Origin of the sequence: Nocardia sp. NPDC002869, from assembly GCF_046764065.1 — a bacterium.
Classification (GTDB): domain Bacteria; phylum Actinomycetota; class Actinomycetes; order Mycobacteriales; family Mycobacteriaceae; genus Nocardia; species Nocardia rhamnosiphila.
The window spans coordinates 1-25,869 of sequence record NZ_JBKOOL010000047.1; the positions used below are offsets into that span (position 1 = coordinate 1).

The window sequence follows — 25,869 nt, forward strand, 5'->3', positions numbered from 1 at the left end:
CGCCGTTCAGCGCCCGAGACTCGCGCCTGCGGCGCATGCGCTGAACGGCGGGACCGAGGGGGCCTCGACCCCGCGGCGCCGCAGGCGCCGCCAATTAACACAGCATTACCGGCTGCGGCGGCTCTTCTTCCGCGGGGGCGGCAAGAGCCCTTCCGCCCGGAGCCGGGCCGCGTGTTCGGCGAGGGCTTCCACCAGTGCGCCCACCTGCGCGACTTCCGGCTGCACATCGACGCGCAGGCCGAACTCCACCGCGGTCTCGGCGGTTTTCGGGCCGATGCAGGCCACGATGGTTCGGGCGTGCGGTTTTCCGGCGATTCCTACCAGGTTGCGGACCGTGGAGCTCGAGGTGAACAGCACGGCGTCGAAGCCGCCGGTCTTGATCATCTCGCGGGTTTCCGCGGGCGGCGGGGAGGCCCGCACGGTGCGGTAGGCGGTGACATCGTCGATCTCCCAGCCGCGTTCGCGCAGTCCTTCGGCCAGGGTCTCGGTGGCGATATCCGCGCGCGGCAACAGGACCCGGTTCACCGGGTCGAATACGTCGTCGTAGGGCGGGAAGTCGGCGAGCAGGCCGAGCGAGGACTGTTCCCCGCTGGGCAGCAGTTCCGGGTTGATACCGAAGGAGCGCACCTTCTCGGCGGTGGCCTCGCCGACGCAGGCGATCTTCACGCCCGAGAACGCGCGGGCGTCGAGACCGAATTCGGCGAACTTCTCCCAGACCGCGCGGACGGCGTTGGTGGAGGTGAAGACCACCCACTGGTAGCGACCGTCCACCAGACCCTTGACGGCGCGTTCCATCTGCGCGGGGCTGCGCGGCGGTTCCACCGCGATGGTCGGCACTTCCTTGGGGATGGCGCCGTGGGTGACCAGCCGTTCGCTCATCTCGCCGGCCTGGTCCTTGGTCCGCGGCACGAGCACGGTCCAGCCGTACAGTGCGCGCGACTCCCACCACGACATCTTCGACCGCTGCGCGACCGCCTTGCCGATGGTGACCACCAGCGGGCCGACCAGTTCGGAGGCGGCGCTGTTCAGGGTGGCCAGGGTGGCTTCGATGGTGCGCTGCTGGCGGGTGGTGCCGCGGACGGTGACCGCGACCGGGGTCTGCGGGGCCATGCCGTGTTCCACCAGGGCGCTCGCGGTTTCGGCCAGATGGCCGGAGGTGGCGTGCAGCACCAGCGGTCCGGGCGCGGCGGCCAGGGCGGGCCAGTCCACTTCGCCACGCACATCGGCCTCGGTGTGACCGGAGCCCAGCGCGATACCGGCGTAGCTGGGCACCGCCGAACCGGAGGGCAGCCCGGGCAGCACCTCGAAGACGATATGCGAGCGGGTGACCGTGGTGACCTCGGCGATCACCGCGTCGGTGGTGAGCGGGTCACCGGAGACCACCCGCACCACATCGTGGCCGGCTTTGGCTTCGGCGATCAACGTTTTGGCGACCTCGGCGGGCTCACCGAGGGCGGGCCGGACATCGACCGAACGCTCCCCGTCGGGTTCCGGTTCGACCTCGGTGCCGATCAGGGCGAGCACTCCGGCGTCCACATCGGGATCGGTGAACGCGAGGGTGGCCCGGCACAGCACTTCGCGCGATCGGGTGGTCAGCAATGCCGGGTCCCCCGGGCCCGATCCGACGAACAGGATCCGCCCCGGATGCTTCTTGCTGGCTCGACTCATCGGTTGTTCTCCATTGGACTGGGTTCGGTGAAGTCCGTGGCGGTGCTCGTTCCCGCGGCAGCGGCGCTCGGTTCCGCTGCGGCGGTGCTCGTTCCCACCGGGGTGGTGTTGTCTCCGGCTCTCGCGAGGTCCGGTTCCACGGTGCCGGGTTCGGCGGCGAGTAGCTCCTGCGCGCCCAGCTCCAGTAGTTCGCGGGCCAGTGCGCGGCCGAGTTCGGCGGCCTCGGCCGGTGCTCCCACCGTCGAGGCCCGTATCACATCGGAACCGTCGAGCGCGGCGGCACAGCCGCGCAGCGAGAGTTCCTCGACGATGCGCCCGTCGTCGTCCAGAGATTCGACGATTTCGGCGATCGCTCCGACGGGCGCGGTGCAGCCCGCCTCGAGTTCGGCGAGCAGCGCCCGTTCCGCGGTGACGGCCGTTCTGGTGGCGGCGTCGTCGAGGACGGTGAGCAGCTCGATCAGGTCTGTGTCATCGGCGCGGCATTCGACGGCCAGCGCACCCTGCGCGGGCGCCGGCAGCATCTGCACGGGTTCCAGCGCTTCGGTGACGGCGTCCAGGCGGCCGATCCGGGCCAATCCGGCACGCGCGACCACGACGGCGTCCAGCTCGCCTTCGGCGACCTGACGCAGCCGGGTGTCGAGATTGCCGCGCAGCGGCCGGATCTCCAGGCCCAGGCCCAAGGCCAGCAGCTGCGCCACCCGGCGCGGCGCGGAAGTGCCGACCACCGCGCCCGGTGGTAGCTCACCCAGTACCAGGCCGTCGCGGGCGACGAGCGCGTCGCGCGGGTCCTGGCGCGGAGGTACGGCGGCGAGTGCGAAACGGTCGTCGCCGGCGGTGGGTAGATCCTTGTACGAGTGCACCGCGATATCGATGTTCGCGGCGGCGAGTTCGGCGCGCAGCGCACTGGTGAACACGCCCACCCCGATCTCCTGGACCGGGTCGGCGGACAGATCGCCCGGTGTTTCCACGATCACCAGCTCCGCCGGCTGCCCGGCCGCGATCAGTGCGTCCCGCACGTCACCGGCCTGGGTCCGCGCGAGCAGACTGCCGCGGGTGCCGATCCGCCACGGACGCCGGCCCGCTCCGGGCCCCGCGGCGCCCGCGACCGCTGCCGCGTCCGAGCCCTGCAGGATGGTCATGTCGACTGCTCCTGTTCCTCGTCGTGGCCGCCGGGTGTGAAATCGTCGGCCAGGGCTACTTCGCCGTCCAGCCCCATCCAGCCGGCCCCGTTGTGTGCGGCCCGGCTGATCTCCATGGGCGCAGCGACCGCCTGGGCCGATCCGGGTGTCAGTTCGAACAGTTCGCGCAACGCTTCGGCGTAGCTGTCGCCGCCGGGAGTGCTGGCCAGTTGTTTGACCCGCACCGTCGGCGCGTGCAGCAGTTTGTCCACCACCCGTCGCACGGTGCGGGCCACCTCGTCACGTTCGGGGTCGGCCAGCCGCGGCAGCCGCGAATCCAACCGCAGCAGTTCGGCCTCCACCACCTCGGCGGCGCGCTGGCGCAGCGCGGCGACGGTCGGCGTGACCTCGGCCATTCGCTGTCCGGCCAGGTATTTGGCCAGTTCCTCGGCGACGATGGCACGCGCGGCGGCGGTATCGCCGGCCGCGGCACCGGCGGCCGGGTCGTGCTGCAGGGTCTCGATATCGATCACCGTGACCCCGGGCAGCCCCGCCACCGCATGGTCCACATCCCGGGGTAGGCCCAGATCGCAGAACACCATCGGGCGGCCCGGCCCGCGATCGGGGTCCGACAGCGCGTTGTGCGCGTCGGCCAGGGTGACCACCGACCCCACCGCGCCGGTGCAGGTGACCACCACGTCGGCCACCGACAGCGCCTCGGCGAGCCGGGACAGTTCATAGGCCTGCGCCGCCACGCCGTGTGACTCCGCGGTCGCGGCGAGCCGCTGCGCTCGTTCGATGGTGCGGTTGACCACCAGGATCCGTCCGATCCCGGCGCGGGCCAGATGCGCGACCGACAGGCCGCCCATGGCACCGGCGCCGATCACCGCGGCCGTACGACCGGCCAGCGGTCCGAGAACCGTGGTCGCCCGGTCGAGGGCCACCGACACCACCGAGGCACCGGCCCGGTCGATGCCGGTTTCCGAATGCACCCGTTTACCGACGCGCAGCGCCTGCTGGGAGAGTTCGTGCAGGGTCCGGCCGACGGCCTGCTGGGCGTCGGCGGTGGTGTAGGCGCTGCGGATCTGGCTGAGCACCTGCTGCTCGCCGACCACCATCGAATCCAGCCCGCTGGCCACCGCGAACAGATGCTCGGCGGCGGCCTCGCTGTAGCGCACATAGGCGTGGCGGGTCAGCTCCGGCATCGGCAGCCCGGAATGGCCGGTCAGCAGCTCACCGACATCGGCCAGACCACCGTGGAACGCGTCGACCACCGCGTAGATCTCCACCCGGTTGCAGGTGGAGACGATCATGGCTTCGGAGATATGGCTGGAGGCCAGCATGCGGTCGATCAGCTTGGGCCGATCGGCATCGGTGATCGCCACCTTCTCCAACATCGCCACGGGCGCGCTGCGATGTGAGATCCCGACGAGAAGAACGCTCATGGTGTGACCACCGATCCCTTGCTGGTTGGCTCCGTTGCCGTATGCGAGGTCGTCTGGGCGGCCTGCGCCGCACAGTGGGACAGCCCGGTGGAGCCCGGCGACGAATGCGCGGGCATCCGGCGAGCGATCCGGCCGGAGCCGTTCAGCGGGTGAGCGGACGGCACGGCACTACCGGTTGCAACGCCGACCGCCATGGGATCGTTTGCCGCTCGGGGCGCGTTCTCCACCACATCCACGGTGTTCACCCCGTCACCCGGGCCGGTGGCAGGCTCCTCCGGGTCGGCATTGCGGACCCGCTCGAACGAGAGCATCTGCATCTCCACCGCCAGATCCACCCGGCGTAATTCGACGCCCGGCGGTGCGGTCAGCGGGCACAGCGCGAAACTCAGGATGGATTGCACCCCGGCGGCGACCAGTTCGTCGCATACCTGCTGGGCAGCGTCGTCGGGCACGGCGATCACCGCGATGGTCGGGCGCAGTACGGCGATACCGTCGGTGAGGCCGGCCGCGTCACATACCCGCAGGCCCTCGACCTCGCGGCCGATCACCTCGGGGTCGTTGTCGAAGACTCCGACCACCGCGAAGCCGCGGCGCCGGAACCCGCGATAGCCGACCAGCGCGCGCCCGAGATTGCCGGCGCCGACCAGGACCACCCGATGCCCACCGGACAGCCCGAGCACATCTTCGATCCGAGCCCGCAGCCGCGCCACGTCGTAGCCCACACCGCGAACCCCGTTGGGGCCCAGGAAGGACAGGTCCTTACGCAGCTTGGCGGAATTGACACCCGCCGCGACAGCCAGTTCCTCACTGGATACGATGGCCACACCGTCATCGGTCAGCAGGGCGAGCACCCGGAGATAGGTGGCCAGCCGCGCCACCGTAGCCTGGGGGATGCCCTTCTGCAGTGTGCGGGTGGTGACGTTGGGAGCATCGCCGGAGACGTCGCGCGTCTCATGGTGCTCTGTCACGTCCTGGCTCCTCGTCCGGGCCGAAGCGGCCCGGGTGCTCGGCGACCTCCGTTGCGGTCCATGCGCCGATGACGGGGTCGGATATGGGTTGATTCACCTGCTACCGGCGGCCGGATACTCGCCCCGGCCTGCGGCTCGCGTGCCACCACCGTAACTGCTTGTGAACCCATGCACAAAGTCGGTGAAATTCGCCTCATTTTGTGTCGCGACCCGACCTTGTACGATCCCCGGCCGGAATTCGGACACTGTCAACGATTCAGATCGGCCCGCAACCGGGTCTCGTCCACATCGAAATAACTGTGTTCCCGGCCGTCGAGCAGGACCACCGGCAGCCGGTCCCCGTATTCGGCGCGCAGCCCGGGCTCGGTGCCGGCGACCGCGTCCACATCCACGCTGCCGGCCTCGATACCGAATTCCGCGCAGATCGCCCGCAGCTGTTCCAGGGCCCGCTCGCACATACCGCAACCGGCGCGGGTCAGCAGGGTCACCTCATGCGTCGTCGAGTTCGTCATGACCGCTATTCAACCCGCCGCGGACCGGACGCGGCGGGCTGTAGTGCGTCTCGGGGCAGCCGTCCGGTTACTGTGGACGTGATTCGCGCGAACAGGCGGAGGTACTGGTGCCGGAACGATCGAAGGTGGGGAAATCCGGGTTCATCGCGGGCCGGTTCGGGGAACTTCCGGTCCGATGGAATCTGGGCCCGCTCGGACAGGGCCTGTCCGAGCAGCTGGCGCGTATTTCGCGCAGTCCGTTCGGGCCCAGCGAAGAGGAGGTCCGCGCCAATGTCGCCGGCGAGGCCAGCGCGGACGCCGCACTGGCCCTGCAGGACGCCGAGCGGGCGGCCGTCGGCGCCCCGCCGGAGGTCCCGCGCGATCTCACCGCGGCGGCTTTTTTCGATGTGGACAACACCATGGTGCAGGGCGCCTCGATCGTGCATTTCGCCCGGGGTCTGGCCGCGCGCAAATACTTTCGCAGCGCCGACCTGGTCGATATCGCGTGGAAGCAGGTGAAGTTCCGGATCACCGGCAAAGAGAGCAGCACCGATATGGCCACCGGTAAAGAGAAGGCGCTGGAATTCATCGCCGGGCGGTCCACTGCCGAACTCGCCGCGCTCGGCGAGGAAATCTACGACGAGATCATCGCCGACAAGATCTGGCCCGGCACTCGCGCGCTGGCGCAGATGCACCTCGACGCCGGTCAGCAGGTGTGGCTGGTGACCGCCACCCCCGTCGAGCTCGCGCAGGTGATCGCCAAACGCCTCGGCCTGACCGGGGCCCTGGGCACCGTGGCCGAAAGCGTCGATGGAAAATTCACCGGCCGCCTGGTCGGCGATATCCTGCACGGCCTCGGTAAGGCGCACGCCGTCCGGGCCCTGGCCATCCGCGAGGGCCTCAACCTCAAACGCTGCACCGCCTACTCCGACAGCCACAACGATGTACCCATGCTGTCGCTCACCGGCACCGCGGTGGCGATCAACCCGGATTCCGATCTCCGCGAGGTCGCCAAGGCCCGCGGCTGGGAGATCCGTGATTTCCGCACCGGCCGCAAAGCCGCCAAGATCGGGGTGCCCACCGCCCTCGCCCTGGGCGCCGCGGGCGGGGCGGTCGCCGCCGCGGTCACCCGCCGCAGGAGTGCGCAGTAAGAGGTGGGTGGCCGTGCCACCCACCTGTCAGCCCATAAAGACGTTGCGGCGTCTGACCAGCAGTTTGTAAAGGGTCTGCTGGATCGTTTCGCGGACCTGGTCGGTGACCTCGAACATGAGCATGGGGTCGTCGGCGTCCTCGGCCTGGTACTCGCTGGTGCTGATCGGGGTACCGAACTCGATGTACCACTTCGAGGGCAGCGGGACCGCGCCCAGCGGGCCCAGATGCGGGAACGTGGGGGTCACCGGGAAGTAGGGCAGGCCGAGCAGCCGGGCCAGCGGCTTGATATCGGCGATCTTCGGATAGATCTCCTCGGACCCCACGATCGAGCACGGGATGATCGGTACTCCGGCGCGGACCGCCGCGGCGACGAATCCGCCGCGCCCGAATCGCTGCAGTTTGTACCGGTCGGCGTACTTCTTGCCGACGCCCTTGAAACCTTCGGGGAACACACCGGTGAGTTCGCCGGCGCTCAACAACCGTTCGGCATCGGGGCGGCAGGCCAGCGTGTGGCCGGCTTTACGGGCCAGGGTGCCCAGCATGGGCATCTCGAAGACCAGATCGGCGGCCAGCAGGCGCAGGGCGCGCTGTTTGGGGTGGTGGTCGTGCACCGCGAGTTGCAGCATGAGCCCGTCGATGGGCACCGTGCCGGCGTGGTTGGCCACGATCAGGGCACCACCGACCTCGGGGACGTTCTCCATGCCACTGGTCTGCACCCGGAACCAGTTGTCGGCCAGCGGGCGCAGGGCCGGCAGCAGTACCGATTCGAGTAGGTGCTCGTCGAACCCGAATTCGTCGACCTGGTAGTCGCCGGTGAGCCGGCGCCGGGCGAATTCGGCGGTACGCCCGATCTGCCTACCGAGGGCGGCGCGCATCAGATCGGTGACCGAGCGCGGCGCGGTGGGTGTGGGCGGGGTGAGACGGTCGGTCAGCGAGGTCACCGACCGGTCGGCAGAACCGGTCCAGTTACGTGTCGCGGGCCGTGGCCGCGGCACGGTAGCGAGGTCCTGCAGTCTGATGACTTTGGCGACGTCGTTCATGTATGTGCTCCCGTACCGGCCTTGATGAGGCCGAGCAGTTTGTTTTCTGCGGCGTCGATCCACGCTGGATCGACCACGGGCCGCGACGCTGCGCCCCCGGTGAAGTCGTCGAACGCCTGTACCGTCGTCCAGCGCGGCTCGAACCCGAGTTCGCCGCGCATACGCGTCGTGTCCAGACCACAACCGAAGAGAAAGTAATCGAGCTGTTCGGAACTGAAATCACGCATCACCGGACTCATCAATGTCCGGCCGACGGTGCGGAACACCGACCAGGGTACCGGCATTGCGACCCGACCGGAACGACGGACCGCCTGGGAAAGTGCGAGGACGCCGTCACCGGCCACATTGAAGGTGCCGCCCGGACCGGACCGGACGGCGTGCACCAAGGCGGCGACCGCGTCCTCCTCGTGGAGGAACTGCATCCGCGCGTCCCGGCCGAGCACGGTCGGGGTGATCGGGGACCGCAGCAGTTGCCCCGCCCGGGCACCCAGGCCTGGTCCGACCATCGGCGCCAGGCGCAATGTGAGCACGGTGATATCGGGACGGCGCCGGGCCAGACCGCGGGCGAAGCCCTCGATCTCGATCATGTCCCGGGCGAACCAGCCCGACGGTGGCCTGCGGGCGCTCATCTCCTCCGTGAATTGCGCGGGATCCTTGGCACTCCCCCCGTATACCCCGGAACTGGAACGTGACACCACCCGGCGCACGGCCGGCGATTTCTGGCAGACGGCGAACAGCTGCATCGCTCCGAGGACGTTCATATCCTTCATCGCGGCCCGCCCGCCGCCCGAAGGCGGCTGCGACAGCACCGCGGTATGCACCACGGTATCGACCTGATAACGCTCGAAAACCTTGCGGATCAACGGGTTCCGGATATCGGCACGCACGAATTCGGCGCGCCCCATCCGGCGGCGCAGCGGCGGCGCGGGGGTGAGTACGTCGACCGCGACGACCCGCTCGATCTCGGGGTCGGAGACGAGCCGGCACACGACATTGCCACCGAAGTACCGACTGGCGCCTGTCACCAGTACGACCTTGGGCTTGTAGCTGCCGTTCGCTTCAGTGTCCACCTGCACCGGACCGTTCCACCTCGAGCATCGAGCCCCCGCTCAATAGTTCCGACTACCAGCCTAACGACCGGCGCAGCCACCACCGGCTTCTTAACGGGGACCTAACCCCGATTTCAGTTGATGGAAACGCGACGAAACCCGCTACCGAATGGTAGCGGGTTCCGCCGAGGACGTTGCGCGGTTGCGCTTACTTGCCGAGTTTGCGCCGCTGCACGCGGGTACGACGAAGCAGCTTCCGGTGCTTCTTCTTCGACATGCGCTTGCGGCGCTTCTTGATCACAGAACCCATAGGGTGTCCTCGCGTTCTCTCCTCGGCGCGTCTCGCGCTCGCTTACGTCAACTGTCCGGTCGTATGCCCGGTTGCTCGCGGCTGAATCTCAGCCCTGGAGGCGGCGGCCCCGCGCGGCCCCGAAAGGGACGCAGCGCGCCGCCGATCCAACACAGCGAGCGTTGATGTTACCGGCCCGCTCCCGCAGGCCGGTAACCGCCTTCACCCGGCATCGAAATAGGACGTTTCCAGATAATCGTGCACCGCCTTGGCGTGTACCCGGAAAGATCTCCCGACACGAACCGCCGGTAGCTCTCCCGAGTGCACCAGCCGGTACACCGTCATCTTGGAAACTCTCATCAAATTCGCCACCTCGGCGACGGTGAGGAATTGCGTACCACCACCGAGTATTGATTGTCCTGGCGACGAACCACCGCCGCTGTTAGCGGACATCTTGTTCGAAGACATCATCGCACCACTGACCTCCGGCACGTCCGCGCCGCCGGCTTCCCCACCAGCGGAACAGACACGCACGTGCTCCTTGAAGCTTAGCGGGACCAGTGGGATTACTGCGACGGGAGTGAGAAATCAGGTTCATACGCTGGGGGTCAGGAGGTCATTCCGCGGTCGCGCCCTGTTCGGCGGAACGCTGTTTGGCCGCGTGCAGCGCCTCCAGGAACGCCGACCGCAGACCCGCGCGTTCGAGTTCGCGCACCGCCGCCGCGGTGGTACCGGCCGGGGAGGTGACCGCCGCGCGCAGATCGACCGCGCTCTGCCCCGACTCCGCGAGCATGGCCGCCGAACCGAGCATTGTCTGAGTGACCAGTTGCGCCGAGACATCGCGGCTCAGGCCCAGCCCGACGCCCGCCTCGACCATCGCCTCGACGACCAGGAAGAAATACGCCGGTCCGGAACCCGATACGGCGGTCACGGCGTCCATCTGGGATTCGGGGACGACGCATGTCTGTCCCACCGTGCTCAGCAGTTCGGTGACCAACTCCAGCTGCTCCGCCTTGGCGTAGCGGCCGCCGGCCAGCACGCTCATACCCTCACCGACCAGCATCGGGGTATTCGGCATGACCCGCACCACGGGGAATCCCGCGGGTAGTTTGGCCTCCAGCCGCGCCGTCGGCACCCCGGCCGCCAGCGAGACCAGGATCTGATCACGGTCGCCGCCCAGGTCGGCCTTACCGAGTTCGGTGAGCACGGCATCCACATCGCCCGGTTTCACCGCGACCACGAGCAGATCGGCACCCACCGCGGCATCGCCGACCGCGTCGGTCACCCGCACCCCGAACCGGTCCGCGAGCAGCTCGGCCCGGTCGGTGTGCGTTTCGACCACCACCAAGTCCTTGACGGCCCGTCCGGCCTCCAGCAGGCCGGCAATGAGGGCCTCCCCGATCCGGCCGCCACCGATCACCGCAATTCGTGTCATGGGCGCCATTGTTCTTGGCATGCTCTCGACAGCGGGGCCCGGGGCCCCGTAATCACCTCTTCGGGGAGGGCAGCAGGGCCAACTGGCGGCTCTGGGCCACCAGGGCGCCGGTGGAGTCGACCACGATCTGGTCGGAATCGAATATCCCACCGCCGACCTCGTGTGTGGTGGCGACGATGCGCAACCAGCCGGGCGCGGGCCGCCGCCGGAGATAGGTGGTCATCTGCACGGTCGGGGACCAGCCGAAATACCCGAGATTGGTGGGGACCGGCGGACACATATCGGCCGCCATCATCGCGATATAGGACGCGATCTCGGGGTCGGCCTGATCGGCCGGGCGCGGGCGCAGCCACATCCGCAAGCGGGGTTCACCGTGGGCGTTGTCGATGAACGGCGCCCATTCCCGGTCCAGGAAGGCGTCCATGCCCCGGGCCACGTGCACGATCCGGGCCATCGAGGAGCCCGGCTCGTAGCCGATGGCGTCCGCCGTCGGTTCCACCGGCAGATCGGTGTGCTCCGGGGTGTAGAGCGGCGGTCGCTCCGGACCGTCCAGATGGCCGAAGGTGAACGCGGTACGGACCAGCGGCCGGCCGCGCTGCCCCAGTGTCACGTCCACCAGGCAGATCTGGCGGCCCACCTTGCGGACCGTCACGTCGTAGACCACCTCGCCCGGCTCCGGGGCGCCGAGGAAATCGGTACTCCCCGACAGCGGGGCCATGGTCGCGCGCTCCGGTTCCACGGTGCGCAGCCAGCGACTCGCGGCCGCCGCCGAACCGGCGACCATGGTTCCGCCGTGCACCTTCGGGCCGATCGTCCAGATATCGTCGATGACGCCGCGATAGCGCCCGTCGCCCGGTTCGTCGGCAGCGAGCTCGGTCAGGGAACACACCCGGCGGAACGGGGCGCCGGTGGACGCCGAACCCCGCTCGGCGTGCAGTTCCGTCTCCGTCGTCATCAGTACTCCTTCTCCTCGGCCCGGTAACCGTTCCGCGAGTGCATACTGCCGGTCGATCTTGGTAGAGCGGTCTCGCCCGCGTACAGGCGGACCGGTAGGGGCACATGTGGTCGGCCGCCCGGGAACCGGCGATCATCGAGCACTCACAGCGCTGTGAACCTACCCGGGACGATCGGGACGCACATCCGTACACACCTCCGGTCCGCTGCCGCTGGTTCGCGCCGCCATGGATACCGCACCGGGTCAACGGGTCTCGATCGGGCTGGAGTCGGGGTGGGAGCTGAGCGCCGGGTTCAGGTGGGTCCGGGCGAACGCGAGGGTGCGGTCCAGCATGTCCGCACGGGCCGCGGTGGTGCGGGCATCCTGGGTGTTTATCTCGGCCACGGCGTGGCCGGTGAACCCGTTGCGGACCAGCATGGCGCATACCGCCGCGCACGGCTGGGTTCCCGCGCCGGGAACAAGATGTTCGTCGTGGGCGGCGCCGCGGCCGTCGGCCAGATGCAGATGGCTCAGGCCCCGGCCCATTCGCGCGACCAATGCCAGCGGATCGGTGCCGGCGGTGGCGGTATGCGACAGGTCGAGGGTGTAGTGGCGGAACCCGATCTCGGTGGGGTCATAGCCGGGGCTGAACGCGGTGAGTGACAGACCGGGGCCGCCGCGGCGTTCCAGGCGCTGGATATCGCGAGCCCGGCGGGCGAAGAGCCGGTCGGCCCGCATGGGGAACATGTTCTCGACCGCGACAGCCACCGAACTGCCCTCTTCGAGTTCGCTCACCTGGTCGGCGAAGCCTTCGGAATAGCGGCGTTGCCAGCGGAACGGTGGATGCACCACCACGGTATCGGCACCCAGGGCCTCGGCCGTGCGCACACTGCGTTCCAGTTTCGCCACCGGGTCGGCACCCCAGACCCGCTGGGAGATGAGCAGGCAGGGCGCGTGCACCGCGAGTACCGGTACCGAGTACTTGCGCGCGTAACCGCGCACGGTGGTGATGCTCTGGCTGGCCGGTTCGGCCCAGACCATCAATTCGACACCGTCGTAACCCAGTTCGGCCGCGTAGCGGAAGGCCGCCTCGGTGTTCTGCGGATAGACCGAAGCCGTCGACAGCCCCACCTTGATACCGCGGCGCTGCCCGTCGTCCCGCGGGCCGGCCGCGGGAGAATTGCGTGCCATTGCTGCCTCGCTCAGCCCGTACTGAGTAGAAATGCCAGCGGACCCAGTGTGACGAACACACCGACGACCACAGCGATCACGGTACTGAACATATCGTCGCCGCGCCGCAGGATCCGCACCAGCGCGACGAGCCCCAGGATCACCACGACCGCCAGCGCGAGCGCGAGGAGCGGCTGCCCCGCCCACAGCATCTCGAAACCCTTGAACGCCAGCATCCCGGCGATCGCCGCGCCCACACTCTGCGCGCCGAGCACGATCCATTGTTTGCGCGGATCCTCGGCGGTCTCGCGGTCCGTGGGGCTCGCCCCTGCCCCGAATTTCGCCTTGGTCGCGGCGAATTTGTCCCCGGCGGCACCGAATTTTTCGCTCAGCGCCGAACGCGCACGGCCCAGGCGGTTCTCACCCGCGGTGTCCTCGGAGTCATCGTAATCGTCGGCGTCCGGATCGAAATCCGGTTCGAATTCACCGGTTTCGTAGCGCTCGCCCGAGGTGGCGGGAAGCGGCCGCATGGGGCCGTGTACATCGGTGGCGAAGATATCCGTCTTCGCGAAGCCGGGGTCCGGATCGAATTGGGGGTCGGGGCCGTAACCCGGGTCAGGGGCGAAACCCGGATCGGCGCCGAAGCGCTGACCGGGGCCGAAACCCTGGTCCGGCCCGAAATCCCGGGCGGGCGGCGGGGGCATCGGCCCGGCCGGCCGGCCGTTGCGGGCACCCGGGCCACCGAAATCGGGCGCGTCGTGCGGCGGAGTCTCCAGCCCCTGTAGTCCGGCGCGCAACCGGATACCCTGCTCGGCCGGCGACCATACGACGGTGGTGTGGTCCCCGTTCGGCTGGTCGGGCGATTCCGGAAAGGGAGCGGGCTCCGGCAGCGGCCGCGCACCGCGACGGCGGCGCTCCAGCTTGGGCCGCTGATCATCGGCCGGTGGTCCGGTCGCCTGCCATGCCTCGGTCGGTGGTGCGACCCCGGGCGGACCCAGCCGAGGCGGCCCGTCGAAGCCCTGCCCCGGCCAGGGCGAACCGGGATCCGGTCCGCCGAAGTCCGGAGCGGGCGATCGGCCGAAAGCACCGGGCCCGGGTGGAAGACCGTAATCCGCGGGAGCATCCGGCTCGGCGGGCGTGACGGACTCCCCCGCGGCCGCGGCTTCCGCGGCGCGCCGGCGGGCGGCCCGCCCGCCACCGGGCGTCGGCGGACCGGTCTCCCAGGACTGATTCGGCGGGGCCCCGGCGCCCGGGTCGTCCGCGGAAGCGGCGAAATCGTCGTCCGGTTCCGCGCGGCGTCGGCGACCGCCACGGCTCGGTGCCTCCGCCGCGGGCGGGAACTGCTCCCGGTCGCTCGCATAGGGGTCCGGATCACCCAGCCGCGCGGGGGCGCCGTCCGCGGCGGGGCCCGGCGCATACGGCTCCAGCGGGTTGTAGACGGTGATCGGGCCCGACATCGGCGAATTGTTCGGATCCGGGGCGGCATACGAAACCCGCTCACCCCCATAACCCTGCGCATCGAAGCCGTTGCCGGCCGGATCGCCCGCCTCGGCGGCGGAGTACTCCTCGTCGGCCTCGTCGGGAGCCGCATGGGCCGAACCGTTGCGTTCGACGGCCGGTATATCGCCGGACAGGTCGTCGACCGAGAGCCCGCGCCCGCCGCGCCGTCGCCGGCCACCGCCGGCGGCCGGCTCCGCGCCATTGCGGGCCAGCAGCTCGGCTACCGACAGTTGATTGGAGTTCCTGCTCATGAAGGCACCGTTTCGATCGGGCCCGCCGACGTCGCGCCGCCGGGCGTCGAACCGTTCCCGGCGACCGCGTTCGGCGTGTTCGTTGTCAGTGGTCCACCATCCATATCGGTATCCAGTTTGCGCAGAATCAGCCCTTCGCGCAGCGCCCACGGACAAATTTCCAGCGTATCCAGGGAAAGCGCACGCATGGCGGCCTCGGCCACGAGCGCTCCCGCCACCAATTGCTGGGACCGGTCGGCGCTGACACCTTCCAGTTCGGCACGATCGGAGGCGGTCATCCTGGAGATGAACGCGATCAACTGGCGCAGGCCCGAACCGGTCAGTGTCCGGCGGACCCGGGGACCGGCGCCCGAGGGCGCCGCGCCGGTGAGCCTGGCCAGCGAACGGAAGGTTTTGGAGGTACCCACCGCCAGATCGGGCTTACCCGCTTCGGCGAGCTGTTTGGCCGGATCCACCATCTCGGCGGCGAGCCAATCACGGAGGATGCCGATGCGCCGTTTGCTCGGCGGGTCCTCCGGTAACCATTTGCGGGTCAACCGGCCGGCCCCCAGCTGCAGCGACAGCGCGACCTCCGGTTCCTCGTCCACGCCGCAGCTCACCTCGAGCGAGCCGCCGCCGATATCGAGGTTGACGATCCGGCCCGCGCTCCAGCCGTACCAGCGGCGCACCGCCAGGAAGGTCAGCCGGGCCTCATCGACCCCGGCCAGCACCCGCAGGTCCACCCCGGTCTCGGCGCGCACCCGGCCCAGGACTTCGTCGGAGTTGGTGGCCTCGCGTACCGCGGAGGTCGCGAACGCCATCAGTTCCACACATCCCGACGCGGCGGCGAGATTCGCCAGATCGGCCACCGTATCGACCAGTTTCTGGGCCCCGGCCGCGGTGATCCGCCCCCTGTCGTCCATGTTCTCCGACAGCCGCAACGACTCCTTCGTCGAGCTCATCGGCATGGGATGGCCACCCCGATGCGCGTCCACCACCAGCAGGTGAACGGTGTTGCTTCCGACATCGAGGACACCTAGACGCACACGGACACGTTACTTGGTGTACCTGAACACCGGGCGACCCGGTTGTGGTGTTAGCGTTGAGGGTTGTGACGTCAGGCGCTGCCTCGAACGACTCCGTCCCCGCTCCGACCGATCTTCCGATGCCGAAGATGCGGCCGAGCCGGGAAGTACCACTCGACTTCCCGCGCGAGTGGCTCGAGTTCGTCGACCCCGCCGACGAGGAACATCTGATCGCGGCCGATCTCACCTGGCTGACCTCTCATTGGACCTGTGTGTTCGGGACCCCCGCCTGCCAGGGCATCCTGTCCGATATGCCGGATGCGGGGTGCTGCACACACGGCGCGTTCCTGTCCGACTCCGACGATCGCAAACGGCTGCGCCGGGCGGTGAAGATGCTGACCGCCGAGGACTGGCAGCTGATGGACGAGGCGCGCGACGAGCACGGCAAGATCAGCCGCAAGACCTATCTGGAAACCGACGAGCTCGACGGTGAGCCCGCCGAGCGCACCCGCCGGGTCGACGGGGCGTGCATATTCCAGAACCGGCCGGATTTCGCCGGCGGCCCGGGGTGCGCCCTGCATGTCATGGCCGCGCGCCGGGGCCTGGAACCACATACCGTGAAACCGGATGTGTGCTGGCAGCTCCCCATCCGCCGAACCCAGGAATGGGTGGACCGGCCCGACGGTGTGCAGATCCTGCGGACCGTCATCACCGAGTACGACCGGCGCGGCTGGGGCCCGGGCGGGGTGGATCTGGACTGGTACTGCTCCGGGTCGCCCGATGCCCATATCGGGGAACGGCCGGTCTGGCAGACCTACCGCGCCGAGCTGATCGAATTGATCGGCGAGCCCGCCTACCGAGAACTCGAACGGCAGTTGCAGAGCCGTCCGGGGTCCGGGGTCGGCGCGGAGCATCCCGCGACCACCCGGGCGCGACGCAAGGCTCGGGCCACGGAGGCCGAGGAGAACGGCCGGGCGGCGCGCCCCACCCGGATACTCGGACTCGACCTGCGATAACGGGGGCACAGCCTGGCGCGGAGCCCCTGAACCGCGCGGTCAGGCCTCCAGTTTGTATCCCAGCCCGCGTACGGTGACCAGGTGTTCGGGCCGGGCCGGATCGGCCTCGATCTTCGACCGCAGCCGTTTCACGTGCACATCGAGGGTTTTGGTGTCGCCGACGTAGTCCGCGCCCCACACCCGGTCGATGAGCTGGCCGCGCGTCAGCACCCGGCCCGAATTGCGGAGCAGATATTCGAGCAGATCGAATTCTTTCAGCGGCAGGGTCACCGATTTGCCGTTCACCAGCACGGTGTGCCGGTCCACGTCCATCCGTACCGGACCCGCCTCCAGGACACCGTTCTCGCTGCCCGAGTCCAGATCGTCACCGGCGCCGCGGCGCAGCACGGCCCGGATACGGGCGATCAGCTCCCGTGCCGAGTAGGGCTTGGTGACGTAGTCGTCGGCGCCGAGTTCGAGCCCCACCACCTTGTCGATCTCGCTGTCGCGCGCGGTCACCATGATGACCGGCACCCCGCTGCGGGTGCGCAGCTGTTTGCAGACGTCGGTGCCGCTCATCCCGGGCAGCATCAGGTCGAGCAGGACGATATCGGCGCCGGAGCGATCGAATTCGGCGAGCGCCGAGGGACCGTCTCCCACGACCGTGACCTCGAAACCTTCCTTACGGAGCAGGAAGGCGAGTGGATCGGCCAGCGACTCCTCGTCCTCGACGATCAACACACTGGTCATCTGCGTGCCTCCACACCGTTCGTTCGGCCCGGGCCCGAGGGGCGCGGGCTGGTTTCTCTTTTGGTCGGCACGGGCGGACCGGCGGCGGCGGTGCCGTCGGCCTCCTGATGCGCGGGTATGCGCAGCGTGAATGTCGAGCCGGTGCCGAGTTTGCTCCACAGGGTGATCTCACCGTTGTGGTTGGCGGCCACGTGTTTCACGATAGCCAGGCCGAGTCCGGTACCGCCGGTGGCGCGGGAGCGCGCCTTGTCCGAACGGAAGAAGCGTTCGAAAACCCGCTCCTGATCGTCCTTGGCGATACCGATGCCACGGTCGGTCACGGCCATCGCCACGTAGGCGCCGCGGACCGATCGGCTCACCGATACATGGGAGCCGCGCGGCGAGTAGGCGATGGCGTTCTCGACCAGATTCGAGAGCGCGGTGATGAGCAGCGTTTCGTCGCCGAGCACCTCGAGCCCGCTGGGCCGGTCGGTGCTGACCGTGATCCCGGCGGCCTCGGCCGCGGTCCGGGACCGGTCCACCGCCTGGTTGACCACCGTATCGACGTCGACGACCTCGAGTTCGGGGAGTTTCTCGGCCCCCTGGAGTCGCGACAAAGCGATCAGTTCGGTGACCATCTTCCCGAGGCGGCTGGATTCGGCCAGCACGCGCTGACCGAAATGCCGGACCGCCTCGGGATCGTCCGCGGTCTCCAGCAGGGCCTCGGCCAGCAGACTCATCGCGCCCACGGGGGTTTTGAGCTCATGGCTCACATTGGCGACGAAATCGCGACGGGTCGCCTCCATCCGGGCCTGCTCGGAATCGTCGTCGGCGAAGAGCACCGTGAAGTTGGTCTCCTCCGGGGACAGCGGCCGCGCGAGGCCGCGGACCGCGATCCGGCCCCGGCCGGGTGTCGGTTTATCGGCCGTGAGGTCGAACTCCGCCGTTTCGCCGGTCGCCAAGACCTTCTCCACCGCCGCCCACGCCCGCTCGTCGAGCAGCCGGTTGCGGACCAGGCCGAGTTCTTCGGCGCGCGGGTTGACCAGTACGACATCGCGGTACTCGTCCACCACGGCGATACCGCTTTCCGAGGCCAGCACGATCAGGTCGAGAACCTGCGACATCGTGAGACCGGAGTCGGCTTGCCGGCGCTGCGCCTGCCGAGCGTTCATATAGGGGATGACCAGTCCACCGACGGCCAGTCCGACAACAGCCGCCAGGACTGCCAGCAGTACGGCCTGGGGAACGCTCACATCAAGAATCGTACGGTCGACGACGCGGAAACAAACCCGGGGTCGGTGAAGTTTCGTGCAGGTCACGGGTGATTACTTCGTCGTTCGCCGGGCGTTTACGCGTTGTTCGGCGACGAAGGGGTTTCGATCTTCCCGGGCGTGTTTCCGGCCCGGAAACACCGACGAACCCCATTGCGTGTGGGACACAACGGGGTTCGTGTCGGGTGCCGCGACCGGCGGCCGTTCACCAGCCGGGATTACCACGCACCGGCAGGTTCACGAAGCTCGGCCGGTTCGAATCGAGCTGCACATGCTGCGGCTTCAGCCCGGTATCCAGGAGCATCGGCAATGGCGGCACCCCCTTGGGCGCGTTGCCGGCGTAGACGTCCACCCGCAGCCGATGCCCGGGTTCCAGCTTCGCCTCGATCGCGGGCACCGCGATATCGAGTGTGGTCACCTCCCCCGGCACCGTGAGCCGCCGGTTCTCGATCGTCACGTACGGCCGGGGGTCGGTGTAATCGCCGTCGGCCGACCGGCTGCTCAGGGCATCGTCGATCTCCCGCAGCGAAGCCATCAGCTGACCCGAGGACAACACCCGGGACTGCCCGTCGGGCGCCACATCGTTGACCGTCACCGACCAGTAGCCGTCGGCCGCGTCCTGCACCGTCTGCAGGTGCACGGCGATCGGCCCGGAGATCTCGACCGCTTCGGTCACCGGCGTACTGGTGAAGGTCAATCCGTTCGACTCCTGGATCCGGGAGTCCGCACCACAGGCGTTGATCACCGCGACCACCCCCGCGGTCGCCTGGCCGCCATCATTGGAGCACAGTCCGGTGAGTCCGGGCGCCACGGTCAACCGGGCGGAACTGTCGGCGACCGCCCCCAGCGAACCGTCGTGCACGCTGTGCCCGCCGGTACCGCTGGGCGCCGCCGAGAGATACATCCGCCGGTATTCGGCTGCCTGATCCGCCGGTGCGCTCGCGCCGAAGCCGCCCCGGGTCACCCAGCCGCCGCCCTGCTGCCGCAGAGTGACCGGACCGTACTGGTCGATACCGTTGTCGATGCCCTTCAGCCATTTGTCGAACCAGGCACGCTGCAGGACGTCCAGACGCGGCGGCGACCCGGGTTTGCCCGATTCGCTTCCCGAGTTGATGTGATAGGTGTCGCCCATGAGCAGCTGCTTCCGGCCCGGCGGCACCGGCATGGCGTTGTAGATCCGGGACTCGGAATAGGTGAACAGGTCGTGCCAGCCCCCGGTCACGAAGGTGGGTACGTCGATCTGCGCCGGATCGCCCAGCCAGGCCTGCCGGTCGGGACTGTCGCCCCGGATCATCTCCTGCAGGCGCGGATCGAGATCCTCCACCCGCGGCGCGGTGTAGGCGTTGAGGAACACATCCAAGTAGGTGAACGGCGAGGACAGCCGGTCGTTCAGCCACCGCTGGTCGAAGGTGCCGTTGACCATCGACCCGACATCCGGCACCCATTTGGTCGCGTTGATCAGCGACATCCACAGCGGAATGAAGGCGAATCCGAAGCCGCCGCCGGGCATGAGCACATCCTGTGCCAGATCGCTGCCGGGCACGACGGGGAACAGGGCCTTCAGCGCGGCCGGGTGTTTCTCGGCGGCCTGCAACTGGTTGATCCCGGAATACGACATGCCGGTCATGCCGACCTGTCCGTCCGACCACTGCTGTCGCGCGGCCCAGTCGATGACCTCCACCGTGTCGGCCTGTTCGCGCTGCCGCAACATATCCCAGACGCCCTGGGAGAACCCGGTCCCGCGGACGTCCACCACCACCTGGACGTAGCCGCTCTGCACCAGCCGGCGGTCCACGGCGAAATTGCGCATGGCCCCACCGCCGAGCGCCTTGGTCAGACCGGTCAGCCCGGACAGCGGGGTGCCGGTCATATCGATATCGCGGGCCAGCTGCGCCGGCCCATCGGACAGCCCGGGTACCGAGCCCATATGGTCGACCAGATTGGATACCAATTTCGTATAGGGCGTCATATTGACGAGTACCGGCATCCGGGTGTCGATCGGCCGGGAGGCCGCGTCGGCGGGGCGGTACACATTCGCCTTCAGGACTGTGCCGTCGCTCATGGTGATCGGCACATCCCAGGTGATGGTGATACCGGGATACTGCTGCGGTCCGTCGTGGGTGGCGGCCCACTGTGCCCCCGCCGATCCCCCGTCGGGACCGGAGACCGCCGGCGCGGCACCGGCACTGCCGCCGAGCAACGGTGCCAGCAGCACCGTGGCGGCCAGTGCCACAGTGGCTCGTATCACAAACTTCATCGGTCGTGATCCATCTCTCGGACTGATCGGACGTTCGAGAGCTTACACAGCGTTACCGGCGGGTAATGAGCATCGATCGGCCCGGCAACAGGCCTTTCCCGGTAATTTCGCGCCGGGGTCGTGGTACGGCACGAAGACAATCGGTGTTTTCGGGATGCGGTCACAGAATTCGGCGAACCCCGGCGATCCCCCGGGTGGCGCCGAACCCGTACAGAAAAGCGCCGCCACCCGTTTCGGGTCGCGGCGCTCGGCAGCGAACTACCTACCGCCCTGGCTCGCGACGGCGGCCGCGCCGGCGGCGGCGGCTTCCGGATCCAGGTATTCCCGGGGCCGCACCGGACGCAGGTCGTCATCCAATTCGTAGCGCAGCGGAATACCGGTGGGAATGTTCAGTCCGGCGATATCCTCGTCGGAGATTCCATCGAGATGTTTGACCAGGGCCCGCAGCGAATTACCGTGTGCCGCGACCAGCACGGTCTTTCCACCGCGGAGTTCTCGTGAAATGGTCGACTCCCAGTACGGGACCATCCGGTTCACCACATCGAGCAGGCATTCGGTGCGCGGTACCTCGATATCCGCATAGCGCGGATCGCCCGCCTGGCTGTACTCGTCGTCGAGTTCGATCGGCGGCGGCGGCGTGTCGTAGCTGCGCCGCCACAGCATGAACTGGTCCTCGCCGTACTCGTCGCGGATCTGGGCCTTGTTCTTCCCCTGGAGCGCGCCGTAGTGACGTTCGTTGAGGCGCCAGTCCCGCACCACCGGAATCCAGTGCCGGTCGGCGGCGTCCAGGGCGATGTTCGCGGTCGAGATCGCGCGGCGCAGCAGCGAGGTGTAGACGATATCGGGCAGTATGCCGTGCTCGGCCAGCAGTTCACCGGCCCGTTTACCCTCGGCGACACCCTTGTCGGTGAGATGCACGTCCACCCAGCCGGTGAACAGGTTCAGGGCGTTCCATTCGCTCTCGCCGTGGCGCAGCAAAACGAGGGTGTTCGTCATGCGGGCCATCCTGCCATGGCCCGGTACCGGCCGTGCGTACCCCTCGGGCCCGCCATCGGCTCGTCAACTGCTAGGCGGACCCGGACAAACCGGCCGCGAGTACGGCGGCGCCGCGCAGCGTCGCACCCTCCGCGAGGCGGGAAGGTTCCACCCGGAGCCCCCGGATGAAATCCAGACCCGCGTGCCGGGCGGCCGCGGCGCGCAGCGGCGCCCACAGGAGTTCCCCGGAGTCCGCGAAACCGCCACCGATGACGACCGTGTCCACATCGAGCAGCGCGGCCGCGGAACCGATCGCCGTCCCCAGCGCGGTGCCGGCCCGCGCCAGCGCGGTCCGCGCGATCGCGTCGCCGGCCCGGGCGTCACGCGCGAGTTCCGCGCCGGTCTCGCCGCTCCAGCCCTGTTCCCGCGCCCACCGCGCCGACGACATTCCGCTCGCCACGGCTTCCAGGCATCCGGAACCGCCGCACGCGCACGGCACATCCCAGCCGGGCACCACGAGATGACCGATATGCCCGGCATTGCCGGTACGCCCGGCCGATACCCGGCCGTCGACCAGGATGCCGCCGCCGATCCCCGACGAGACGGTCATCGCCAGCCCGTTCCGCAGTCCGCGCAGCGCACCCGAATGTTGTTCGGCCAGCGCCAGACACGCGCCGTCGAGGGCGAAACGCACGGTGGCGCCGGGAAACAGCTCGGCCACCGCCGCGACAATCGCGAACCCGTCGCGCCACTCGGGAATATTGAGTGCGCGCGTAATACCGGCCGGAACATCCACCGGGCCCGCCGATCCGATCCCGACCGCCGTGACCGCGGCACCGGCCGCCACCGCGCGGAGCAGCCCGGCGCACGCCTGCCACACCCCCTCGGCCGGCACCGGCACTCGCCGCACCGACCCGACGCGGCCCGCATGATCCACCAGTCCGGCGGCGAATTTCGTCGCCCCGATATCCAGTGCCAGAACCGTCACCGTGCCTCCCGAAGATCCGATCCGCAGAAGGTGATTGTCACTCATCCGCGACCGGGTTCGATGGTGCCGCGGCCCGGGTGCGTGCGCGGTCGGCGATCAGGATGCCCAGGGACCGATACCGCTCACCTTGTCGATCCGGATCCGGGTGAGGAAGCCGGGCGGAGCGTCCGGTGGCGGGCCGCGCACCCGGCCGGTTCATTCCCGGCTCAGGGGGCGACCAGCGGCTCCGCCGAATAGGCGCGAGGCAGCAACTCCGCGAAATCGGGTGCCCCGCGCCGAGCACGGAATCAGTTGGAATCGGCGGAATCGACCAGGTGCTCGAAGGCGCGTAGATTCTTCAGCGATTCGCCGCGGGAGACCCGCCACTTCCATTCCTTGCGAATGGATTCGGCGAAACCGAGTTCCAGCAGCGTATTGAAGTCCCCGTCCACTGCCTCGAGAATCTGCCCGAAGATGCGATCCAGTTCCTCGGCGGTGACCGCGTGCGTGGCCGCCCGGCCCACCAGGTAGATATCGCCCAGTGTGTCGATGGTGTACGCGACCCCGTAGAGCCGCCGGTTGCGCCGCAGCAGGTACTTGTAGACGCCTTCGAAATTCTCGTCCGGTTTCCGGCACACGAACGATTCGAAACGCACCCCGTGCGCTCCGACGGTCAGCATCACATTGGTCTTCAGTTTCCGCTCACCCGGCAGTACGGCGACGAAGATATCGTCACCGGGGCGGGTGTATTCGATCTCGCGGTCCCGCAGTGTTTCCTCGATGACCCGCGCGGTGGCCGAGGTCTCGCTCATCTGCGCACTCCCGTCCGGCGCCGCCACAGCGCCCGCGATCTGGCCTGGCTCTCGCCGAGGATAGTGGGCGTGTGTCCCTGGCCGGTCAGCGCGGCGGTATAGCTGTCCAGCAGCTTCTCGGCCGTATTGGCCCAGGAGAAAGCCGCCGCGTGCGATACGGCCTGCGCACCCAGCGTCCGCAGCCGCCGCGGGTCGTCGAGCAGGTACTCCAGCGCACCGGCCCAATCGGGGGTGCGGTGCCCCGCCACCAGCAACCCACTGTGCTCGTGCCGGACCGCGGTGCCCAGCCCGCCGACCGCGGCCGCCAGCACCGGGGTCCCGCTCGCCTGCGCCTCCAGCGCGACGAGCCCGAAGGATTCGTTGTAACTCGGCACCGCGACCAGGTCGGCGGCCCGATACACCTGCACCAGCCGGTCGGGCGGCTGCGGCGGCAGGAAGGTGACATGGTCGGCGATCCCGAGTTCGGCGGCCAGTTCGATCAGTGCGTCGGGGCGCTCCAGACCGGTCCCCGAGGGGCCTCCGACGATCAGGGCGCGCAGCGGCCGCCCCGGGCGCCGCCGTAGGGCCTCGGCAACCGCCCGCACCAGCACATCGGGTGCCTTCAACGGTTGGATCCGGCCCACGAACGCGACGATCTCCTCGTGCCCGGCCAGGCCGAGCTCGGCGCGGGCCGCTGCCCGATCGCCCGGACGGTAGCGCGTCAGATCCGCGCCCGGGGGCACGATATCGATCCGGTCGGGCAGCGCCCCGTACAGTTCCACCAGGTCCAGCGCTTCCCGCCCGGTGTTGGCGGTGAGCCGGTCGGCCTCGGCGATGACCTGTTTCTCCCCGATCTCCCGGGTGGCCGGTTCCGGGGAATCGCCCTCGGCGAGAGCGGCGTTCTTCACCGCCGCGAGCGTATGCGCGGTGTGCACGAGCGGCACCCGCCACCGGTCCCGGGCGAGCCAGCCCACCTGCCCGGACAGCCAGTAGTGCGAGTGCACCAGGTCGTAGTAGCCGGGTAGATGCCGTGCTTCCTGCCGCAGCACCTCGGCGGTGAACGGGCACAGCTGGGTCGGCAGATCGTGTTTGTCCAGACCCTCGAAGGGCCCGGCGACCACATTGCGCACCAAGACCCCGGGCGCGGCTTCCTGCACCGGCGGCAGCTCGGAGGAGGTGGCCCGGGTGAAGATCTCGACCTCGGTCCCCCGCCGGGCCAGCTGCAGAGCGGTTTGGAGGACGTAGACGTTCATCCCGCCCGCATCGCCCGTACCGGGCTGTGCCAGTGGTGAGGTGTGCACCGTCAGTACGGCGATACGGTTCGGCCGTCGGTCCGGGCGTTGACTCACGATGTCCATACTGCACGGTGCAACGCGGCAGCCCGGCCCGTCCTTCCCCGGTCGTGAAAGTGATCACACCTGGCGGAATCGGCACTTCGCGCGAGCCTCGGCGTGCCGTCGCCGAAACCGGAACCCGAGCCGGACAGACCGGTAAAAGCTCTCGTCACGGACAATCAGGACTTCTCGGCGCAGTCCGCGGCGAACTTCCGGACCTCGGTCGAGAAGCGCTCCGGATCCTCGATGAACAGCCCGTGCTGAGCGCCCTCCCAGATGGAGGACCGGCCCAGCGGCGCCGTCTCGGCGATATAGCGGCCGTCGGCCACCGGCACCACCGGATCCGCCGAACCGTGCAACACCAGCACGGGAACGTCGAGGCCGCGCAGGGTCTCCGTATTGTCCACCGACCGGTAGAACAGGGCCTTGCGCACGAACGGCGGTGTCGCCAGGCTCGCGCCGAACAGCCGCTGCGCGTCCGGCCCCTTGTCCCCGCCCGGCCCGGTGTTGGCGTTCCCGAACGCGGAGAAACCGCGCACCGCCCGGCCCGGGCTCTCCTCGAACACCCCGGGGATCGCCTGCTGCATCGACTCCCCGACCTCCGCGCCCGGCACCCCGCGGCCGATATTGGCCATCGCCCCGGTATAGACGACCCCCGCGAGCGCGCCGGTGCCGTATTCGGCGAGATAGTCGCTGATCACGATCCCGCCGTAGGACCACCCCAGCAGCAGCGCCCCGGAGTCGATCGACTCGGCGGCCAGCACCGCGGCGATATCGGCGGCCCAGTTCTTCGAATCGTCGTAACCGGAGGCCGGAGCCTCCGAATACCCGTGCCCCCGCAGATCGACGGCCACCACCCGGAAATCGGCGGCGAGATCGTCGAACACCCGCCCCCAGCAGCGCAGATCCGCCGACCAGCCGTGCACCAGCACCAGCGGCTGTGCCTGCGCGGGCCCGCCCGTCCGATAGACGATGCCGGTCCCGTCCGCACTGTGCGCTTCCCGTATAGCCATGAGCGCATCATAGGATCGGGGTC

Annotated in this window: 24 protein-coding genes and 1 pseudogene; 2 read left to right on the top strand and 23 right to left on the bottom strand. The window is 69.0% G+C overall.

Annotated features, from left to right (window positions below):
* Positions 1-105: 105 nt before the first annotated feature.
* The 5 genes from ACLML9_RS11640 to ACLML9_RS11660 all read right to left on the bottom strand — a co-directional run bounded on the left by ACLML9_RS11640 (position 106) and on the right by ACLML9_RS11660 (position 5,711).
* Positions 106-1,668, bottom strand: a complete 1,563-nt coding sequence (locus ACLML9_RS11640; protein WP_030525592.1) for a uroporphyrinogen-III synthase — start codon at positions 1,666-1,668, stop codon at positions 106-108.
* Entirely contained in the window at positions 1,665-2,807 is a 1,143-nt protein-coding gene (hemC, locus tag ACLML9_RS11645) for a hydroxymethylbilane synthase (protein WP_411945523.1), read from the bottom strand. Before hemC ends, ACLML9_RS11640 begins: the two co-directional genes overlap by 4 nt.
* Entirely contained in the window at positions 2,804-4,231 is a 1,428-nt protein-coding gene (locus ACLML9_RS11650) for a glutamyl-tRNA reductase (RefSeq protein WP_411945524.1), read from the bottom strand. Before ACLML9_RS11650 ends, hemC begins: the two co-directional genes overlap by 4 nt.
* The gene (locus tag ACLML9_RS11655; protein ID WP_411945525.1) at positions 4,228-5,199 is read right to left on the bottom strand and encodes a redox-sensing transcriptional repressor Rex; all 972 of its coding nucleotides are present in this window, start codon (positions 5,197-5,199) and stop codon (positions 4,228-4,230) included. The genes ACLML9_RS11650 and ACLML9_RS11655 overlap by 4 nt, the downstream gene beginning before the upstream one ends.
* A gap of 248 nt (positions 5,200-5,447) precedes the next feature.
* Positions 5,448-5,711, bottom strand: coding sequence for a glutaredoxin family protein (locus ACLML9_RS11660; protein WP_411945526.1), 264 nt, complete (start codon positions 5,709-5,711; stop codon positions 5,448-5,450).
* Between the two features lie 107 nt (positions 5,712-5,818).
* Here ACLML9_RS11660 and ACLML9_RS11665 point away from each other — a divergent pair, with 107 nt between their 5' ends.
* Positions 5,819-6,841: an HAD family hydrolase gene (locus tag ACLML9_RS11665; protein ID WP_030525587.1), complete on the top strand. Its 1,023-nt coding sequence runs from the start codon at positions 5,819-5,821 to the stop codon at positions 6,839-6,841.
* 27 nt (positions 6,842-6,868) lie between these two features.
* Here ACLML9_RS11665 and ACLML9_RS11670 read toward each other — a convergent pair whose 3' ends face one another.
* The 9 genes from ACLML9_RS11670 to ACLML9_RS11710 form a co-directional block, all read right to left on the bottom strand.
* The gene (locus ACLML9_RS11670) at positions 6,869-7,882 is read right to left on the bottom strand and encodes a lysophospholipid acyltransferase family protein (protein WP_411945527.1); all 1,014 of its coding nucleotides are present in this window, start codon (positions 7,880-7,882) and stop codon (positions 6,869-6,871) included.
* Positions 7,879-8,952 carry an NAD-dependent epimerase/dehydratase family protein gene (locus ACLML9_RS11675; protein WP_411945528.1) on the bottom strand — a complete coding sequence of 358 codons (1,074 nt, stop codon included), beginning with the start codon at positions 8,950-8,952 and terminating at the stop codon, positions 7,879-7,881. Before ACLML9_RS11675 ends, ACLML9_RS11670 begins: the two co-directional genes overlap by 4 nt.
* A gap of 187 nt (positions 8,953-9,139) precedes the next feature.
* On the bottom strand, positions 9,140-9,241 hold the full coding sequence (locus ACLML9_RS11680) for a 30S ribosomal protein bS22 (RefSeq protein WP_003402602.1): 102 nt from the start codon (positions 9,239-9,241) through the stop codon (positions 9,140-9,142).
* A 201-nt stretch (positions 9,242-9,442) separates the two neighbouring features.
* Positions 9,443-9,691: a helix-turn-helix domain-containing protein gene (locus ACLML9_RS11685; protein ID WP_030525584.1), complete on the bottom strand. Its 249-nt coding sequence runs from the start codon at positions 9,689-9,691 to the stop codon at positions 9,443-9,445.
* Positions 9,692-9,836: 145 nt separating this feature from the next.
* Entirely contained in the window at positions 9,837-10,655 is an 819-nt protein-coding gene (proC, locus tag ACLML9_RS11690; protein ID WP_411945529.1) for a pyrroline-5-carboxylate reductase, read from the bottom strand.
* 52 nt (positions 10,656-10,707) lie between these two features.
* Positions 10,708-11,610 carry a thioesterase family protein gene (locus tag ACLML9_RS11695; RefSeq protein WP_411945530.1) on the bottom strand — a complete coding sequence of 301 codons (903 nt, stop codon included), beginning with the start codon at positions 11,608-11,610 and terminating at the stop codon, positions 10,708-10,710.
* A gap of 243 nt (positions 11,611-11,853) precedes the next feature.
* Positions 11,854-12,780 (bottom strand): sugar phosphate isomerase/epimerase family protein, encoded by a 927-nt coding sequence (locus ACLML9_RS11700; protein ID WP_265803498.1) that lies wholly within the window; start codon positions 12,778-12,780, stop codon positions 11,854-11,856.
* 11 nt (positions 12,781-12,791) lie between these two features.
* Positions 12,792-14,510 carry a hypothetical protein gene (locus ACLML9_RS11705; RefSeq protein ID WP_411945531.1) on the bottom strand — a complete coding sequence of 573 codons (1,719 nt, stop codon included), beginning with the start codon at positions 14,508-14,510 and terminating at the stop codon, positions 12,792-12,794.
* A complete protein-coding gene (locus ACLML9_RS11710) occupies positions 14,507-15,535 on the bottom strand; it encodes a hypothetical protein (RefSeq protein WP_411945532.1) in 1,029 nt (342 codons plus the stop codon). The genes ACLML9_RS11705 and ACLML9_RS11710 overlap by 4 nt, the downstream gene beginning before the upstream one ends.
* A gap of 128 nt (positions 15,536-15,663) precedes the next feature.
* On the opposite strand from ACLML9_RS11710, the gene ACLML9_RS11715 reads away from it, so the two are divergent.
* Positions 15,664-16,530 (top strand): hypothetical protein, encoded by an 867-nt coding sequence (locus tag ACLML9_RS11715; RefSeq protein ID WP_411945546.1) that lies wholly within the window; start codon positions 15,664-15,666, stop codon positions 16,528-16,530.
* A gap of 39 nt (positions 16,531-16,569) precedes the next feature.
* Here the strand turns inward: ACLML9_RS11715 and ACLML9_RS11720 are convergent, their stop codons facing one another.
* From ACLML9_RS11720 to ACLML9_RS11760, 9 genes and pseudogenes are all read right to left on the bottom strand, one after another.
* A complete protein-coding gene (locus ACLML9_RS11720; protein ID WP_411945533.1) occupies positions 16,570-17,259 on the bottom strand; it encodes a response regulator in 690 nt (229 codons plus the stop codon).
* The gene (locus tag ACLML9_RS11725; RefSeq protein WP_411945534.1) at positions 17,256-18,491 is read right to left on the bottom strand and encodes a sensor histidine kinase; all 1,236 of its coding nucleotides are present in this window, start codon (positions 18,489-18,491) and stop codon (positions 17,256-17,258) included. The genes ACLML9_RS11720 and ACLML9_RS11725 overlap by 4 nt, the downstream gene beginning before the upstream one ends.
* Positions 18,492-18,714: 223 nt before the next feature.
* Entirely contained in the window at positions 18,715-20,766 is a 2,052-nt protein-coding gene (locus ACLML9_RS11730; protein WP_411945535.1) for a CocE/NonD family hydrolase, read from the bottom strand.
* A 258-nt stretch (positions 20,767-21,024) separates the two neighbouring features.
* Positions 21,025-21,762: a phosphoglyceromutase gene (locus ACLML9_RS11735; RefSeq protein WP_030525574.1), complete on the bottom strand. Its 738-nt coding sequence runs from the start codon at positions 21,760-21,762 to the stop codon at positions 21,025-21,027.
* A gap of 70 nt (positions 21,763-21,832) precedes the next feature.
* The gene (locus ACLML9_RS11740) at positions 21,833-22,729 is read right to left on the bottom strand and encodes an ROK family protein (protein ID WP_411945536.1); all 897 of its coding nucleotides are present in this window, start codon (positions 22,727-22,729) and stop codon (positions 21,833-21,835) included.
* Between the two features lie 96 nt (positions 22,730-22,825).
* A pseudogene (locus ACLML9_RS11745) lies at positions 22,826-22,906 on the bottom strand (PPOX class F420-dependent enzyme); the annotation flags it as partial.
* A gap of 110 nt (positions 22,907-23,016) precedes the next feature.
* Entirely contained in the window at positions 23,017-23,520 is a 504-nt protein-coding gene (locus ACLML9_RS11750) for a YbjN domain-containing protein (RefSeq protein WP_411945537.1), read from the bottom strand.
* Positions 23,517-24,857 (bottom strand): D-inositol-3-phosphate glycosyltransferase, encoded by a 1,341-nt coding sequence (gene mshA, locus ACLML9_RS11755; RefSeq protein WP_411945538.1) that lies wholly within the window; start codon positions 24,855-24,857, stop codon positions 23,517-23,519. The genes ACLML9_RS11750 and mshA overlap by 4 nt, the downstream gene beginning before the upstream one ends.
* Positions 24,858-25,012: 155 nt before the next feature.
* The gene (locus tag ACLML9_RS11760) at positions 25,013-25,846 is read right to left on the bottom strand and encodes an alpha/beta fold hydrolase (protein WP_411945539.1); all 834 of its coding nucleotides are present in this window, start codon (positions 25,844-25,846) and stop codon (positions 25,013-25,015) included.
* Between the last annotated feature and the right edge of the window lie 23 nt (positions 25,847-25,869).

Coding starts and splice junctions, on each gene's coding strand:
- hemC (WP_411945523.1), bottom strand. CDS start 2,807: ATGACCATCCTGCAGGGCTCGGACGCGGCAGCGGTCGCGGGCGCCGCG.
- ACLML9_RS11695 (WP_411945530.1), bottom strand. CDS start 11,610: ATGACGACGGAGACGGAACTGCACGCCGAGCGGGGTTCGGCGTCCACC.
- ACLML9_RS11700 (WP_265803498.1), bottom strand. CDS start 12,780: ATGGCACGCAATTCTCCCGCGGCCGGCCCGCGGGACGACGGGCAGCGC.
- ACLML9_RS11735 (WP_030525574.1), bottom strand. CDS start 21,762: ATGACGAACACCCTCGTTTTGCTGCGCCACGGCGAGAGCGAATGGAAC.
- ACLML9_RS11670 (WP_411945527.1), bottom strand. CDS start 7,882: ATGAACGACGTCGCCAAAGTCATCAGACTGCAGGACCTCGCTACCGTG.
- ACLML9_RS11705 (WP_411945531.1), bottom strand. CDS start 14,510: ATGAGCAGGAACTCCAATCAACTGTCGGTAGCCGAGCTGCTGGCCCGC.
- ACLML9_RS11715 (WP_411945546.1), top strand. CDS start 15,664: ATGCGGCCGAGCCGGGAAGTACCACTCGACTTCCCGCGCGAGTGGCTC.
- mshA (WP_411945538.1), bottom strand. CDS start 24,857: ATGGACATCGTGAGTCAACGCCCGGACCGACGGCCGAACCGTATCGCC.
- ACLML9_RS11660 (WP_411945526.1), bottom strand. CDS start 5,711: ATGACGAACTCGACGACGCATGAGGTGACCCTGCTGACCCGCGCCGGT.
- ACLML9_RS11750 (WP_411945537.1), bottom strand. CDS start 23,520: ATGAGCGAGACCTCGGCCACCGCGCGGGTCATCGAGGAAACACTGCGG.
- ACLML9_RS11640 (WP_030525592.1), bottom strand. CDS start 1,668: ATGAGTCGAGCCAGCAAGAAGCATCCGGGGCGGATCCTGTTCGTCGGA.
- ACLML9_RS11650 (WP_411945524.1), bottom strand. CDS start 4,231: ATGAGCGTTCTTCTCGTCGGGATCTCACATCGCAGCGCGCCCGTGGCG.
- proC (WP_411945529.1), bottom strand. CDS start 10,655: ATGACACGAATTGCGGTGATCGGTGGCGGCCGGATCGGGGAGGCCCTC.
- ACLML9_RS11760 (WP_411945539.1), bottom strand. CDS start 25,846: ATGGCTATACGGGAAGCGCACAGTGCGGACGGGACCGGCATCGTCTAT.
- ACLML9_RS11720 (WP_411945533.1), bottom strand. CDS start 17,259: ATGACCAGTGTGTTGATCGTCGAGGACGAGGAGTCGCTGGCCGATCCA.
- ACLML9_RS11730 (WP_411945535.1), bottom strand. CDS start 20,766: ATGAAGTTTGTGATACGAGCCACTGTGGCACTGGCCGCCACGGTGCTG.
- ACLML9_RS11680 (WP_003402602.1), bottom strand. CDS start 9,241: ATGGGTTCTGTGATCAAGAAGCGCCGCAAGCGCATGTCGAAGAAGAAG.
- ACLML9_RS11685 (WP_030525584.1), bottom strand. CDS start 9,691: ATGATGTCTTCGAACAAGATGTCCGCTAACAGCGGCGGTGGTTCGTCG.